This window comes from Marinobacterium profundum, assembly GCF_001528745.1.
Lineage (GTDB): Bacteria > Pseudomonadota > Gammaproteobacteria > Pseudomonadales > Balneatricaceae > Marinobacterium_A > Marinobacterium_A profundum.
Genome location: NZ_BCNS01000112.1, coordinates 41100 through 56360, shown reverse-complemented (window position 1 = coordinate 56360; position 15261 = coordinate 41100). Strand labels below are relative to the sequence as shown.

Sequence of the window (15261 nt, the reverse complement as noted above, 5' to 3'; positions counted from 1 at the left end):
CACCACCATAGAGCCGACCGAGCTGTTTTCGCTCGAGATCACGTTCGACGGCGCGACGGTTCGCTCGGACGCGACGATCGAGAACGACGATTTCCAGAACGCGCCAGACGCGAAACCGGACACTTACGAGACGACCGTCGGAGAAGTTCTTTCCGTTGATGCCGCCTCAGGCGTTCTTGCAAACGATACCGATGTCGAGGGCGATGCTCTATCGGCAATCCTTGTCAGCGGCGCATCGAAGGGAGCTGTCGCACTGGCGGAAGACGGCTCGTTCGTCTACACGCCTAACCCCATCGCATCGGGAACGGACAGTTTCATCTATCAGGCGTTCGATGGCATTGACCTGAGCGAAACCACGACCGTCACCATTAATCTGCAACAGGTAAACCGCGATCCGTTGGCCGTGGGCGACGCCTACACCGCGGTGCGTGGCGAAACGTTGAGCATCGACGCCTTCCGGGGAGTGCTGCGAAACGACCGCGATCCGGACGGTGATGCCATCGAAGCGACCGTCGTCTCCGGTCCAACGGCCGGAACCCTCAACCTCGAAACGGATGGTTCTTTCACTTATACACCTGCAGCTGGCACGCAAACCGCAGACAGTTTCGAGTATCTCATTTCGGACGGGCGGGGCGGAACGGATACCGCGACCGTCACATTCTCGATCGAGACGCCGGGCCTCGGCGATCTGACGCTCGATCTGCCCGAGCGTCTCGCCGTTGGCGAGGCTGGCATCGCAACTCTGACCTATACGGATATCTCGCCTACGCTGATCGCCGTGACTGCCGAGCGTGGGCTCTTCGCCGACCCGCTATCCGGTACCTACTCCAAGACAGTATTTCTGCTGAGCGACGGTTCGGGCAGCGAAGAAATGATCGAGATCGATGTACGCGGTACGGCCGGCCCGCGCTCACGCGTTGATGCAGTGGCCCAACTGGCCGACCCGGATGCGATCACCGACCTGGCCGCTCGATATGTCGCCTACCAGCCTGACTTCATCGATCCCGCGATCGTCGAGCGGATAGAGGACAACATCACCGCCCAATTCGGCACGACGATCCTGTCTCTGACATCCGGCCTCGCGCCGTTCGCGGAACGACTCGAATCCTTTGGCCTGGACGGAAGCAGTGCAACCGCGGCACTGGCCTTCGCCTTCGAAGCTGCGGGTGATTTCGGCTCTATCGAAGAACGCGGCATGACAGGATCACTTGGCCAAGGCTGGGCGACGCTGGCCGATATCGGTTTGCAAATCGATGGAACCTCGGTACAGATGGCCGGACTTTCCGACATCGACGCTCTGCGTGCGCTCTCGGTGGACGCCGCCGCGCTCTACACCGTCTCGAACTCCGCTGGCCGCTCAGTCTCGCTTGCGGGTGACGTGCTTGCGCTGACACCGCCGGCCCGCCCACGCTTCGAGCAAGTCCGCGATGGCTCGTTCGTCACGACGAGCGCTTTTGACGGAACGCTCAGCGAGACTGATGGCGGTTATGCGCTGACCCTTTCCGACGGGGATGCGCTCATCTTCGACGCAGCCGGTAACTTCCAGCATCTGGAGATGGCAGGCGGACTTCAGATATCGGCGTCTTATGACGGCGACGGAAACATCGTCGCGCTGAGCGGACCGAACGGCGAGGAGGTCAGCTTCGACCGGCGCGGAGACGGACGCGTCACGCGGGTCGAGGACGCGGACGGCATCGCGGCCACGTTTGCCTATGACGGCGCGGGTCAGCTGCAGGCCGTCACCCGCCCTGAGGGCCAGTCGACATTTGGCTATGGCTCGGACGGCGATCTCACGACGGCGACTGCTCCCGGCGGCATCGAGGCGCAGTTCGTCTACGATGCCCTCGGGCGTCTCGACGCGGCGCGCTATGGCGATGGAGCCCAGACCGAGGACATTGCCTACGACAACGCAGGCGGCGTGACCATCACCGATGGGGCGGGCACGGTGACCGAGCTCGACTTCCTGCCCGGCAGTATCGTCGGCCGGATCACCGATGCCAAGGGCGGCGTTTCGGAGATCTTCTATGACGATGCCGGCGCGCTGGCGGGCGTGCGCGCGCCGGACGGAACCGAGACCACGTTCGAGTTCGACAGCCGTGACCGGCTAACGAAGATCACCGACGCCAACGGCGCGGAACTCCGGTTCGTGTACGACGGCACGGACGAGGAACCGGTGAGCTTTACCGATGCGGGCGGCGGCATCCGCAGCTTTACTTACGACGCCGGCGGGCAAATCACCGAGGCGATATGGCCCGACGGAACCGAACTGCAGTTCGACTACGACGCCCAGGGCAACCTGACCGGCTACACCAACCGCCGCGGCGACGACGTCACCTACACCTACGACGCGCGGGGGCGGTTGCTGTCGGAATCCGACAGCTCAGCCGGGCCGACCACCTACACTTACGACGCGCGCGGACGCCTGACCTCGGCCACGAACGACCAAGGCACGACGACGCTCGCCTACGACAGTGCCGATCGGGTGACGCAGATCGACTACCCGACCGGACGCTCGCTCTCCTATACCTACAACGAGGCCGGATTGCGCTCATCGATGTCGGACGGTGCGGGCTACGAGCTCTTCTATGACTACGACGCACTTGGCCGCCTGACGGGGCTGCGCGATGGCAGCGGAGACCTCGTCACCTACACCTACGATGCCGGGGGCAACCTCGTGCGGGAGGAAAACGGCAACGGCACCGTGTCGCTCTTCGACTACGATGACACCGGAAGGCTGACGCGGATAGAGAACCGGGCGCCAGACGGCGGCATCAACTCGTTCAATGCCTACACCTACGACGTTGCCGGACAGCGGGTGACGAACGAGACGCAGGACGGCACCTGGACCTACGGCTACGACGCGGTGGGGCAGCTGGCCTCGGCAGACTTCGCCTCCACCAACCTGGAGATCGACGACAAGAGCATCACCTACGAGTACGACGCAGCGGGCAACCGGACGCGAGTGGTCGAGGACGGGGTGGAGACGCTCTACGAGGCCAACGCGCTGAACCAATACACCAGCGTAGGCGACGCGACCTTCACCTACGACGACGACGGCAACATGACGTCGCGCAGCGACGGCGACGGCACGACGACCTACGCCTACGACCTCGACAACCGCCTGACCACGGTCACCCAGGCCGACGGCACTGTGCTGACCTTCGCCTACGACGTGTTCGGCAATCGGGTCGGCAAAAGTGTCGACGGCGCCGCGACGGAGTTCCTCGTCGACCCGTTCGGGCTCGGCGACGTGCTGTCGGAGTTCGAAGGCGGAGCGCGGAGCGCGACCTACGCCCATGGACTGGGGCTTGCGGCGGGCGTGATTGGCGGGCAGACCGCGTGGTATGACGCCGACGCGGTGGGGTCGGTGATGACCGTCACGGGCAGCACTGGCGATGTTGCGAACGCCTATGCGTACACACCGTTTGGAACCGAGTTGCGCGAGATTGAGAGCATTACAAACGATTTTGAGTTTAATGGCATGTTCGGAGTCGCAGAAGACACCGACAATTCTTCATTCATGCGAGCGAGGAGTTATTCCGACGAGCTAGGACGCTTCCAGAGTGAAGACCATCTGTGGATTACAGGATCTGTAGATAATCTATACAGTTTTTCCTTCAACAATCCTGCTCAGTTTCTCGATCCGACCGGTTTAGAAAGTCGGATCGAACGCTATAGTCGTCAAAAGCAGCTAGAAGCCATCGCAAAAAAACAGTCCTTCTTTCCCATTGATCAGCCGCCAAAGTACGATAGTGCCTTCGAGAGGGCCTATGACTTTGTTGAAGGAGGTCTTCAAGCTGGAATTGGCTATGGCCTTAACAAGCTTGGATCTGGTTTGAAGAAGTTTCCGGGTGGCCAAATTCCCGGTTTGCTGTCACAAACCTTAGGCTTCGCAATAAGAAGTGAAGGGCGGCAAAAGCTTACGGATGCTATAAACAACGAAGACTTTGAAGATGTTCCAGCCTCAATTGTTGCGCTAGATATCTACAACCAAATGCGTGATGGCGGCGAGGATGGCCGGGAAAAGCCAGAGGTTCCCGAAGATCCAGATGCGCCGGCGGGACCACCCATTCCCGATGATGAGGCTGAAAATCCGAACCCAAACGCCGAAGTTTTCGGCCCTCCTGCGCCAAGTGACACAGATAGTGCCCCTGTCGATCCCGCCGACGGCGATACCCGAACATACGGCGATCCACACCTGATCACCTTCGACCGCACCGGCTACTCCTTCCAGGCGGTCGGCGAGTTCACCATGGTGCTGGGCGACGGGTTCGAGATGCAGGTGCGGATGGAGGCGATCAACGACTTCGCCTCCGTCAATACGGCCGTTGCCATGCAGGTCGGTGACGATATCGTGGCAGCGTACGCACGCGAGACGATCCCGCTGGTCGCCAACGGCACCGCGGTGGTCCTTGCGCAGGGCGAGTCCATCGCGGTCGGCGGCTTCACCCTTTACCGCACGCCGCGCGGCGCGGCCGATGATCTGGCCAACGCCGAGTACATCGTCACCGACAGCGCGGGCAACGGCTTCTACGTGCGCGTCTTCAACGGCAATGCCAATATCCTGCCCTTCGTCTCGGACGACGCCCCAGTCGCGGGCATCCTGGGCAACCTCGACGGTGACCGCAGCAACGACTTCGCGCTGCGCGACGGCACGGTGCTGACGCAACCCCTGCCCCAGACCGTCCTTTACGGCGAGTATGCCGACAGCTGGCGGATCGACGGGGCAAACTCCCTCTTCCTTTACCGCGACGGCGAAAGCACCGAGACTTTCACCGACCGCAGTTTCCCCGCCGGCATCGTCACCTACGACGATCTCGATCCGGTCGCGCGTGCAGAGGCCGAGGCGATCGCAGAGGCGGCGGGCCTGGTTCCCGGAACCTTCGTATTCGAGACCACGGTCATCGACATCGTCCTGACCGGCAACAGCGACTTCGCCGAGGCCATTGGCGAGGTGCCGGAGTTCGCCCCTGAGGACGAGCAAGACGAACCCATAATTCCGGTCGAGGTCAACGAAGCCCCTGAATTGCCCGACGAGCCGGGTGTCACCGTCGGACCCGACGGCAGCTTCGACATCGACGCCCTCGCCGGAGTAACCGATCCTGAGGGCGACACACTTACGCTGCTGGGTGGCACCGACGCGAACGGCGGGACAGTGGAGATCGTCGAGGTTGATGGCCGCCAGGTAGTGCGATTCACCCCGGCGGACGGCTTCTCCGGCGATACCGAAGTGTCGTTTCAGATCGGCGACGGTCAAGGCAACGTCGTGACAGGCTCCGTGACCGTGACGGTCGACGGCGATGGTGGCGGCGTACCGCTAGTGGCCGCCGACGACTCGCTCTCCACCGACGAGGACAAGGCCCTCACAGCCTCGCTCTTCGCTGACAACGGTGCAGGTCCCGACCAGGATGCGGATGGCGACACTTTCTCGATCACGACCGCGAGCATCGCGGGGATCCCTCTCGCGATCGGCACGAGCAACGCGCTGACCGACGGTGGGACGCTGCAGATCGATGCGGATGGCACGCTTACCTTTGATCCCGGGGCCGATTTCCAGTCTCTCGGTGTAGCGGAAAGTGTGACTTTGGAGTTTGATTACACCATTTCCAACGCAGGTGGTTCAGACAGCGCCACTGTGACGCTGACCATCACCGGCAACAACGACGCGCCCGTTGCAGCTGAAGACAGCGGAGCCGGTTTTTCGACTGACGAAGATACAACCTTCACGACGGCGAGTGTGCTTGGCAACGACACGGATGTCGACGGCGATACACTGAACGTCTCGGCGCTCGATACCACCGGGACACTTGGTCTGGTCACCGACAATGGCGACGGCACCTTCAATTACGATCCCAACGGCGCCTTCGAGAGCCTCGGCATCGGCGACAGCGCGACCGACAGCTTTACCTACACCGCTTCGGACGGCAACGGCGGCACCGACAAGGCGACGGTGTCGATTATGATCAACCCGGTCAACGATGCACCGGCGACGACGGCGGACATGTTCTCCGTTTCCGTCAATGGCGTGCTTGTCATACCGGTTGCTGATCTGCTCGTGAACGACAGCGATGTGGACGGTGACGCATTGCTCCTAACAGGTGTATCCGGCGCCGTAAACGGCACAGTGGTGCTGGATGACAAGGGGGATGAGGATACCTCGAACGACGAGGTGGTGTTCACGCCGGACGCGGGTTACTTCGGGGACGCGGAGTTTGACTACACCATAGCCGATGGCTTTGGTGGCAATGCGACGGGTCGAGTGGATGTCACAGTGACCGATGCGCCGAATGTGGCACCCACGGCTGACCCGATCGACGCCGGTGCAGTGGGCGAGGACGGTGCTGTCGTCAGCATTGATCTGCTCACGGATGCTTCGGCAGCCGACAGCGATGGTGGCACGCTGGGTGTCGCGAACGTAGCGGTTAAAGACGCGAACGACAATGCAGTGGTCTTTGGTCTGGCGGGCGCGCTGCTGACGATCAATCCGACACAGTTTGCGGTGGCTCTGAATACCGGCGACAACCTGACACTGAACATCAGCTACAACGTGACGGACGGGCAGGGTGGTGTGACGCCAAACACAGGCACGTTGGTGGTGGCAGGTCTGGACGGTCCCTTTACCTGGTATCTGGATGGCGATGCGGACGGTTTCGGTGTGGATGATGCGGCGACGAATCAGTTGGCGTATGAGATACCGGAGGGAACGGCAGCGGTTGCGGGCGACGCGGATGATGCCGATGACACAGTGTATCCGGGTGCACCTGAAATCAACGACGGCAAGGACAATGACCAGGACGGTTTACTGGATGAGGATAACCGGAACCCGGTAGCGGACAGTGAAGCCTTTGAGGTCGTGCAGGATGGCTCCCTGGTGATCCCGGTGGCGGCCTTGCTGGACGGGGATACCGACCCGGACGGCGATGCACTGACGGTGACGGCTGTCTCGGGTGCGGTCAACGGGACAGTCGCCCTGGATGACAAAGGCGATAGCGATGCCGCGAACGACGAGGTGACCTTCACACCAACGGCGGGCTTCTTCGGTGATGCGTTCTTTGACTATGAAATCTCGGATGGTTTCGGTGGCAGTGATACGGCGACCACCCTGGTGGCCGTCAAAGAGCTGAAGAATGTCATTACGGGAACTGCAGCGTCGGACTACCTGGTTGGAACGCAAGCCGCTGATGTGATTTACAGCGACGCTGGTAGCTATGACCGAATGATCGGCGGGGGTGGTGCGGACGAGTTCGTATTTGGACAGGAAACGCGAAACGGCATTCGTGAACGTGACGTCATCATGGACTATGAGGTCGGCATCGATTCAATTGTTTTGATTAACGGCGCAAGTGTCGGTGAAATCCGCCAGACCAGCAGTAGCGTTGTCGTATTCCTGGATGGAGATAATGACGCTATCTATGTACGGGGTGACGGCGTGACGGATCAAAATCTCGATATATTCACAGAAGCTGAATTCTACTTTGGGTGAGGGGATAGATAAAATGAATAACAAATTGCTATCAATAATCCTGTTAATGGGTGGCTTGATGCTGGTTGCACCGACCTATTCTCTCGCCCTGCCGATCTATCCTGTGGGCACATCATTAGGGTTAACGACCCAATCACCAACGCTTGAGGCCAGTTCTGCTTCTATCGACTACCTCGAATTCGGGCCTGACGGTGACCTGTCAACCTTTGGAGCTGAGGTTGACTCTACTAATGGCGTATCGACGGTCGGATTGACCGAATTCGATTTTGGGTTCGGGTTCTCGTTGGCTGATCCGACCGTCGGTGCGACGGGGGGCTTTGGCATATTTGACCTGAATGGCCTGTTCCTTGGCGGTGACCTCATAGCGGTTGGTTTTTTAGAGGATGTCATAGAGCTGCAATTCGGCAGTCTCATAGGTGGCGGAGCCGGTGCTTTTGGCTCTTCGGTTGTAGCGCAACTCGCTTTTGATGACCCACTAGGCCTTGATCCATTCGCTTCTCTGAATAATGGCCAGCTCTATACTGCGTTTATTACGGTTTCGAATGTAGCAGAAATTCATGCTGTACCAGAGCCTAGCACGCTGCTGTTGTTCTTGTCTGCGCTGCTCGGCTTTGGCTGGTTTCGTAAAAAGCCTGGTGCGGGAGCAGGATACCAGTCGTGATAATCAGTACGGATCATATGCTTTGTGAATATTTTGCGTCGAAGCGAGGTAGTGCCGAGCGTCGTTTGCCGTTTGCTGACGGGCTGTCACTGGTTGCACTGCGTGCTTTGCCTGGCAACGTCGATCGGAGCAGGGCGTGAGGCAGCGCAAGTCACTGCATCCTTTAGATGGCGCCTTCCAAATGGCAAGGCCTGCGCTGCTGGCGGTGGGGTTTTTCAGTCTGTGCATCAATCTTTTGATGCTCACTTCGCCGCTCTATATGCTCCAGGTCTATGATCGAGTCCTGGTTTCACGAAGCCTGGATACCCTGCTTTTACTGTCGGTTGTAGCCCTGGGTGCCCTGATTGTTTTCGGGATGCTTGAGGCTGTCCGTGCACGTGTGTTGGTACGCGTTGGTGCACGCTTCGATCGGGGATTGGCGGATACTGTGTTTGCCACGGTGATGCAAAGTGGCGCTGGTGCCCAGCCATTTCGTGATCTGGAAACTATTCGTACCTTTATAACGGGCCGCAGCCTGATAGCGCTTTTTGATGCGCCCTGGACGCCGATCTATATCGCGCTCGTCTATTTTTTGCACCCCTGGCTCGGGCATGTGGCATTGTTCGGTGCAGTGATATTACTGGTCATCGTACAGGTCAACGAAACCGCCACTCGTCGGCCACTGAAGGAGTCGGCCGGTGAGATAGCGTTGGCAAATCAGTTTGTTGAGGCGGGCAGTCGTAATCGGGATACGGTGCAGGCCATGGGCATGTTGCCGGGATTGAGCAAGGTGTGGCACCACTGGCACGATGCGGGTTTAACGCTCCAGGCCCTGGCCAGTGATCGCGGTGGAATCATAGCCGGCGCAGCAAAATTTATCCGTGTTGGGGTCCAGGTTGCGATTCTGGGTATGGGTGCCTACCTGGCGATCAATGAGATCACCTCAGCGGGTGTGATGATTGCCGCCTCAATTATTACCGGCAGGGCCTTGGCTCCGGTTGAGGCGGCCATCACGGGGTGGCGCTCATTTATACAGGCTCGGGAATCACGGTTACGTCTGCACGATCACCTCGCCAGGAGTCTTGACGCTGGTGATCCCATGCAGCTACCTGAGCCTATAGGAGAACTGGTATTCGACAATGTCTTTGCATGCCCGCCGGGTTCTCAGCGACCGGTATTGTCTGGAATTAATTTTCGACTCGACCCGGGAACCAGTATCGGGCTGACCGGCCCCAGTGCAGCTGGCAAGTCGTCGTTGGCGCGGCTTATGGTCGGGGTTTGGGTCCCAATGGCCGGAGAGGTTCGCCTTGATGGCGCTGAGCTGGGTCAATGGTCACCGTCGATTCTCGGGCCATCTATCGGTTATTTGTCACAGGATGTTGAGCTGTTTCCGGGGTCGGTGGCGCAAAACATTGCCCGTTTCGGTGATATCAATGCCGATGCTGTGGTTGATGCTGCTCAGTTGGCAGGTGCCCACGAGACAATCGTGCAACTGGAAGACGGCTACGAGACCTCTATCGGCCCTGGTGGAACCAATCTCTCCGGCGGTCAGCGGCAGCGAATCGGTCTGGCCCGGGCGTTTTATGGGCGACCTGCACTTATTGTCCTGGATGAGCCGACCTCAAATCTTGATGCCGTGGGTGAAGGGGCGGTGCGTGCAGCTGTGGATGCACTAAAGAATACGGGCAGCACTGTGGTGCTGATTGCGCATCGACCGTCGCTGGTAGACGGTGTTGACTCAATGATGGTCGTTCAGGACGGCAAGCTAACGCACTTTGGCCCGACTGCTGAAGTAATGCCTAAGATTACCCGGCGACCATCTTCGGTTGTATCGACCATAGGCGCTCCAGAATGACCTCACTCCCCCGTGATCAATTGCCTGAGGTTCCGGTACGGCCTAGAGCAACAATCCTGTTTGGATTGGCTTTAGTGTTATTTACGCTCGGTGGATTTGGGCTTTGGGCGACCTTGGCGCCATTGGCTGAGGCGGTTGTCGCAGGTGGCACCATCAAGGTTGATTCCAGCCGTAAACAGATTCAGCATCTTGAAGGCGGTATCGTTAAAGACATTCTTGTCCGTGATGGGGATCGGGTAAAGCAAGGCGAAGTGCTGGTTCGGCTTGACGAAACCCGCGCGGCGGCTTCTGTTGCCATACTGCGTGACGGATACGATGCAACCTTGGCTCAGGAGGCTCGGCTGCTGGCAGAGCGGGACGGCCTGGACAGCGTGATTTTTCCTGACTCGCTTACTGCGCGAGTGGGTGACCCTAAGGTGGACAGTATTTTGAAATCGCAGGTTATTCTGTGGGAGGCCAGACGCAGTGCTCTGGAGGGTGAGGTAAATATCCTCAAGAAACAGGTTGCGCAGCTACAGCAGGACATCAGTGGATACGAAGCTCAAGCCAACGCCAAGTCGAGACAGTTGGTCTTCGTGGGGGATGAGTTGGATAGCATACGTGAACTCCAGAAAAAGGGGCTGAGTGGAAAAAAACCCGTGCTGGAGTTGGCACGCGAAGCGGCAGAGTTAGAGGGTGATCGTGCAGGGTTAAGGTCACAGATGGGAGCGACAGAAACCGAAATCTCACGAAAAGAGCTGGAGGTTTTCCAGGTTGGCAAAAGCTTTCGTCAAAATGTAGTCGACGAGCTCAAAAAGATCCAAGCCGACATTAATGATTACCGCGAACGTCTAAATGCGGCAGAACATCTGTATGGCCAAACCGAAATTCGTGCCCCGGTCGATGGCGTGGTTGTAGGCAGTGGTGTACATACTATTGGTGGTGTAATTTCGCCCGGACAGACGCTGCTTCAGCTGGTGCCGGTAAACGACAAGTTGATTGTAGAAGCCCGAATTAATCCTCAGGATATCGACAAGGTCCGCACCGGGTTGCCCGCAGGGATAAAGCTGACAGCCTTTAATCAACGCACCACGCCAGAGCTGGCAGGAGAGCTCCGGTATGTTTCGGCGGATGCCTTGCAGGATCCTCAGAGCGAGATGATTTACTATGTGGCGCGCATCGAGGTCTCCCGGCAGGAGATAAAGCGTCTTGGTGAGAAGCCGATTCAGCCAGGGATGGCGGCCGAAGTTTTTATTCGTACCGGTGAGCGCACCATGGCGGATTATTTGCTTCAGCCGTTGCAGGACAGCTTCCGCAGGGCCTGGCTGGAGGATTGAGGGTATCGGGCTTGCAGGGAGCGTATTGCAAGGTTAAGGCTGTATCCTGACTGATCACTGGGATGAATTAACATATAGGAGATTGGATTCTGTGGCCCTGATTGAATTTTCAAAGGAAGAAAAGGCAACCGTTGTGCTGCAGATTCAGCGCTATTTTAGGGATGAGCTGGAGCAGGATATTGGTCAGTTTGATGCCGAGTTTCTGCTGGATTTTTTCTCCGAAAAGGTGGGTGCTTACTATTACAACCGCGGCTTGTCGGATGCTCAGGCGGTGCTGAATGGCAAGCTGGATGATATTGCCGAGGCTATCAGTGAAATCGAAAAACCGACGGAATTTCTGCGTTAGTGCATGCGGGGCAGGCTGCTAGTCAGTGATGGTCTGATGATTTCAGGTGGTAGTGATGTGGAGTTTCAGGGCCTGGCGGCGCAGGCGTTTACTGCAGAGGGTTGCGCTGCCGCAGGCGCAGTGGCGGGAGTTGGTGACATCCTTGGGCCTCTTGCGAGGCCTGAGTGCGGAGGAATTGCGGCGTCTGCAGCAGTTGGTGCTGTTGTTCCTGGCGGAAAAGTCTGTGGTGGGTGTGCAGGGGTTGGTACTGAGTGATGCCATGCGTTTGCGCATTGCGGTGCAGGCCTGTCTGCCCGTATTGGCGCTGGGGCTGGATTGGTACCGTGACGTGCGCAGCGTGCTGGTCTATCCCGGCGGCTTTGTTGCTCGGCATGAGTATCAGGACGCGGATGGCGTGGTGCATATCGAGCGTGCGGCGCTAAGTGGTGAGGCCTTGGAGCAGGGGCCTGTGATCCTGTCGTGGGAGGATGTGGCTGCTGAGTCAGCGGCGGGTGTCAATCTGGTGATTCACGAATTCGCGCACAAGCTGGATATGCTCAACGGTGCGGCCAATGGCTTGCCGCCGCTGCATGAAGATATGTCGGTGCAGCAGTGGTCGGCGGATTTCAGTGCGGCCTACGCGAGCCTTGTAGCTGAGGTCGAGCGGGGTGGGGTTACGGTGCTGGATGCCTATGCGGCAAAGGATCCTGCGGAGTGCTTTGCGGTGCTGAGTGAGGCGTTCTTCGCGGCGCCAGCGCTATTGCAAGACAGCTACCCAGAAGTCTATGGGCAGCTGCAGCTGTTCTATCGGCAGGATCCGGTACTGCGCCTGGGGCGCTGATCAGGTGGGTTTGCGGGCAGTGTTTGCGGTTTCGGTCCAGAGCGCGGCGATGCCGGCCTTGTCGGCGTCGCTGAGGCGATCAACGGCGAAGGCGCTTTCCAGACTCAGGTTAACGCTGTCATCCAGCAGGTCGCAGTCGGCAGGCTCGGTACTGGCGGCCAGGCTCAGGTGGCCGAGCAGATAACTGCAATAGAACAGGCGGTCGTTGTCGTCGGTGCTCTGTTCCTGTGTCAGCAGGTAGTTGTGGAGGCTGTCGCTGTAATCATTGGGGGTCATGGAGACTCTACCTTCTTCAGTAGTAGTTGTGCTTTCTTGCCGTCGCTTTCAATCTGGTAAAGCTTGACGATCATGTAATCCAGTTCGGGTGCAAACCAGATGTAGGTTTCGCGCTTGGCGTCTTCACCGCGATCGCGCTGTACCTTGATGGCATCAAAGGTGCCTGCGGGGGTGTCGACCGATTCGGTGCCCAGGACTTCGAAGTCATATTGCTTGAGGCTGCCGCCATCGGCGACCGGGTAGCTGAGCTTGGTCTTGCCGCTGGGCAGGTCGAGGCGGATCTGCATCTGGTAGCCGAGCTTGTCGAGGGTGCCGGCGGGGATGTCCATCTGCCAGGGCTTGTTGTCAACGTCGTTGGTGACGCGGGTGTTGGGCCAGTCGAAGTTGAGAGTGGCGTCGCGGCGCTTGCCGAATACCTTGTGATGGTACTGATACTCTTGCGGTACGACTTGCAGCTGATCAAGGGTGAAGCGGCTGCTTTCCTCAATGCCGGCAATGGCTGCGTCGGCGGTGCTGGTGAGTAGCCATTGGCCATCACTCTGCTGGCGCAGTTCGCGCACGGCTTCGAGGGTGAGCTCGATGCCAACATCCAGATGCGACTCGTACAGGGCGCGAAAAGGCTTCAGTTCGGTCGCGCTGCTCAGGGCTTGGGCGCTGATGCTGCTGCCCAGAAGCAGGGTGCAGCACAGGATCTGTTTTATCCGGCGGTACATCATTGGAACTCCGTGTGGATTGCGCAGTGCGGTGGCTGGCGGCCAGGGGTTAAATCTGCCCGGCGCCCGCTCAGGGGTGGTGCGCCGGTTGGGCTATGCTCTGGATTTATACGCGCTGTCCGCTTGCCGGTAACTGAACGCCATCCAGGATTACGCTGCTTGTCTCAAGTGTCAGGCGTTCGGCGCAGAACCACTCTACTGCGAGCGGGTAGATGTCGTGCTCGCGCAGCTGGACCTGTTGTTGCAGTTTTTCGACGCTGGTGTCGGCTGCGATGGGTACGGCTGCCTGCAAAATCAGTGGGCCGCCGTCGAGTTCCGGGGTCACGAAATGTACGGTGCAGCCGTGTTCGCTGTCGCCGGCCTCAATCGCCCGCTGGTGTGTGTGCAGGCCCTTGTATTTGGGTAGCAGAGAGGGATGGATATTAAACATCCGGCCCAGATAGTGGCGTACAAAGTCGGCGGTGAGTATGCGCATAAAGCCCGCCAGTACGATCAGATCGGGGTCTTGCTGGTCGATCAGCGCCTGCAGGGCGCCGTCAAACGCCTCGCGGGACTCGTACTGGGTGTGATCCAGCAGCAGGGCATCGATACCTGCGTCGCGCGCACGCTCCAGGCCTTTAACGTCGGGCTTGTTGCTGATCGCGGCGACGATGCGGCCATTGATGCGACCCGATTGGGTCGCATCAATGAGTGCCTGCAGATTACTGCCGCTGCCAGAAAGCAGTACCACAATCCGCTTTTCAGTCACGCTCAGGCCTCCGCGCTGCGCAGTTCGACCTGCTCCTCGCCATCCTGTGCGTCTTCGATCTGGCCGATCACCCAGGCATTTTCGCCAGCGGCGGTCAGCTGTGCCAGAGCACTGTCGGTAGCGGATGCCGGTACGACTATAACCATGCCGACGCCGCAGTTGAAGGTGCGGTACATTTCGCGCGCATCAACATTGCCGTTGCTCTGCAGCCACTGGAATACGGCCGGCAGTTCCCAGGACGACGTGTTGATCACGGCTTTGCTGGACTTGGGCAGTACGCGGGGGATGTTTTCAAGCAGGCCGCCGCCGGTGATGTGGGACAGGGCGTTGACCTGACTGTCCTTGATCAGCTGCAGTACGGACTTGACGTAGATGCGGGTTGGCGCCATAAGGGCGTCGGCCAGGGTGCCGTCGCCCATGGGCTGATCAAGATCGGCGTTGCTGACTTCAATGATCTTGCGGATCAGGGAATAGCCGTTGGAATGGGGGCCTGAGGCACCCAGAGCAATCAGGCTGTCACCGGCCTGTACGCGGCTGCCATCGATAATATCGGCCTTTTCTACCACGCCCACACAGAAGCCAGCCAGGTCGTAGTCTTCACCTTCGTACATGCCAGGCATTTCTGCAGTTTCGCCGCCAACCAGTGCTGCGCCTGCCAGTTCGCAACCACGGCCAATGCCGGTCACTACGTCAGCGGCGGTGTCGATGTTGAGCTTGCCGGTGGCGTAGTAATCGAGGAAGAACAGCGGCTCTGCGCCGGCGACAATCAGGTCGTTAACGCACATGGCGACCAGGTCGATGCCGATGGTGTCATGCTTTTTCAGATCCATGGCCAGGCGCAGTTTGGTACCGACTCCATCGGTTCCGGATACGAGGACAGGCTGGCGATATCCGGCCGGAATTTCGCACAGGGCGCCGAAGCCGCCGAGTCCGCCCATGACTTCAGGGCGCGCGGTGCGTTTGGCGACACCCTTGATACGCTCAATAAGGGCGTTACCCGCGTCGATATCGACACCAGCGTCTTTATAGCTCAGTGATGTTTTGTCGGATGCGGTAGACATGAA

10 protein-coding genes are annotated in these 15261 nt (G+C 59.0%); 6 read left to right on the top strand and 4 right to left on the bottom strand.

The window, feature by feature from the left end; translation table 11 throughout:
- The first annotated feature begins 7 nt into the window (after positions 1–7).
- The 6 genes from MPRO_RS12065 to MPRO_RS12040 all read left to right on the top strand — a co-directional run bounded on the left by MPRO_RS12065 (position 8) and on the right by MPRO_RS12040 (position 12460).
- A complete protein-coding gene (locus tag MPRO_RS12065) occupies positions 8–7483 on the top strand; it encodes an Ig-like domain-containing protein (RefSeq protein WP_369406728.1) in 7476 nt (2491 codons plus the stop codon).
- A gap of 13 nt (positions 7484–7496) precedes the next feature.
- Positions 7497–8144 carry a PEP-CTERM sorting domain-containing protein gene (locus tag MPRO_RS12060; protein WP_067292515.1) on the top strand — a complete coding sequence of 216 codons (648 nt, stop codon included), beginning with the start codon at positions 7497–7499 and terminating at the stop codon, positions 8142–8144.
- Between the two features lie 136 nt (positions 8145–8280).
- Complete coding sequence (locus MPRO_RS12055) at positions 8281–9978, top strand: type I secretion system permease/ATPase (RefSeq protein WP_158651803.1); 1698 nt, start codon at positions 8281–8283, stop codon at positions 9976–9978.
- The gene (locus MPRO_RS12050; RefSeq protein WP_067292508.1) at positions 9975–11294 is read left to right on the top strand and encodes an HlyD family type I secretion periplasmic adaptor subunit; all 1320 of its coding nucleotides are present in this window, start codon (positions 9975–9977) and stop codon (positions 11292–11294) included. Before MPRO_RS12055 ends, MPRO_RS12050 begins: the two co-directional genes overlap by 4 nt.
- Positions 11295–11385: 91 nt before the next feature.
- Positions 11386–11640: a DUF2164 domain-containing protein gene (locus MPRO_RS12045; RefSeq protein WP_067292505.1), complete on the top strand. Its 255-nt coding sequence runs from the start codon at positions 11386–11388 to the stop codon at positions 11638–11640.
- Between the two features lie 55 nt (positions 11641–11695).
- Complete coding sequence (locus MPRO_RS12040) at positions 11696–12460, top strand: M90 family metallopeptidase (RefSeq protein ID WP_067292501.1); 765 nt, start codon at positions 11696–11698, stop codon at positions 12458–12460.
- Here MPRO_RS12040 and MPRO_RS12035 read toward each other — a convergent pair whose 3' ends face one another.
- From MPRO_RS12035 to purM, 4 genes are all read right to left on the bottom strand, one after another.
- Positions 12461–12736, bottom strand: coding sequence for a YfcL family protein (locus tag MPRO_RS12035; RefSeq protein WP_067292498.1), 276 nt, complete (start codon positions 12734–12736; stop codon positions 12461–12463).
- Positions 12733–13449: a DUF3108 domain-containing protein gene (locus MPRO_RS12030; protein WP_067292525.1), complete on the bottom strand. Its 717-nt coding sequence runs from the start codon at positions 13447–13449 to the stop codon at positions 12733–12735. The genes MPRO_RS12035 and MPRO_RS12030 overlap by 4 nt, the downstream gene beginning before the upstream one ends.
- Before the next feature lie 106 nt (positions 13450–13555).
- Entirely contained in the window at positions 13556–14197 is a 642-nt protein-coding gene (purN, locus tag MPRO_RS12025; protein WP_067292494.1) for a phosphoribosylglycinamide formyltransferase, read from the bottom strand.
- Positions 14198–14199: 2 nt separating this feature from the next.
- The gene (gene purM, locus MPRO_RS12020; protein WP_067292491.1) at positions 14200–15258 is read right to left on the bottom strand and encodes a phosphoribosylformylglycinamidine cyclo-ligase; all 1059 of its coding nucleotides are present in this window, start codon (positions 15256–15258) and stop codon (positions 14200–14202) included.
- Positions 15259–15261 lie beyond the last annotated feature (3 nt).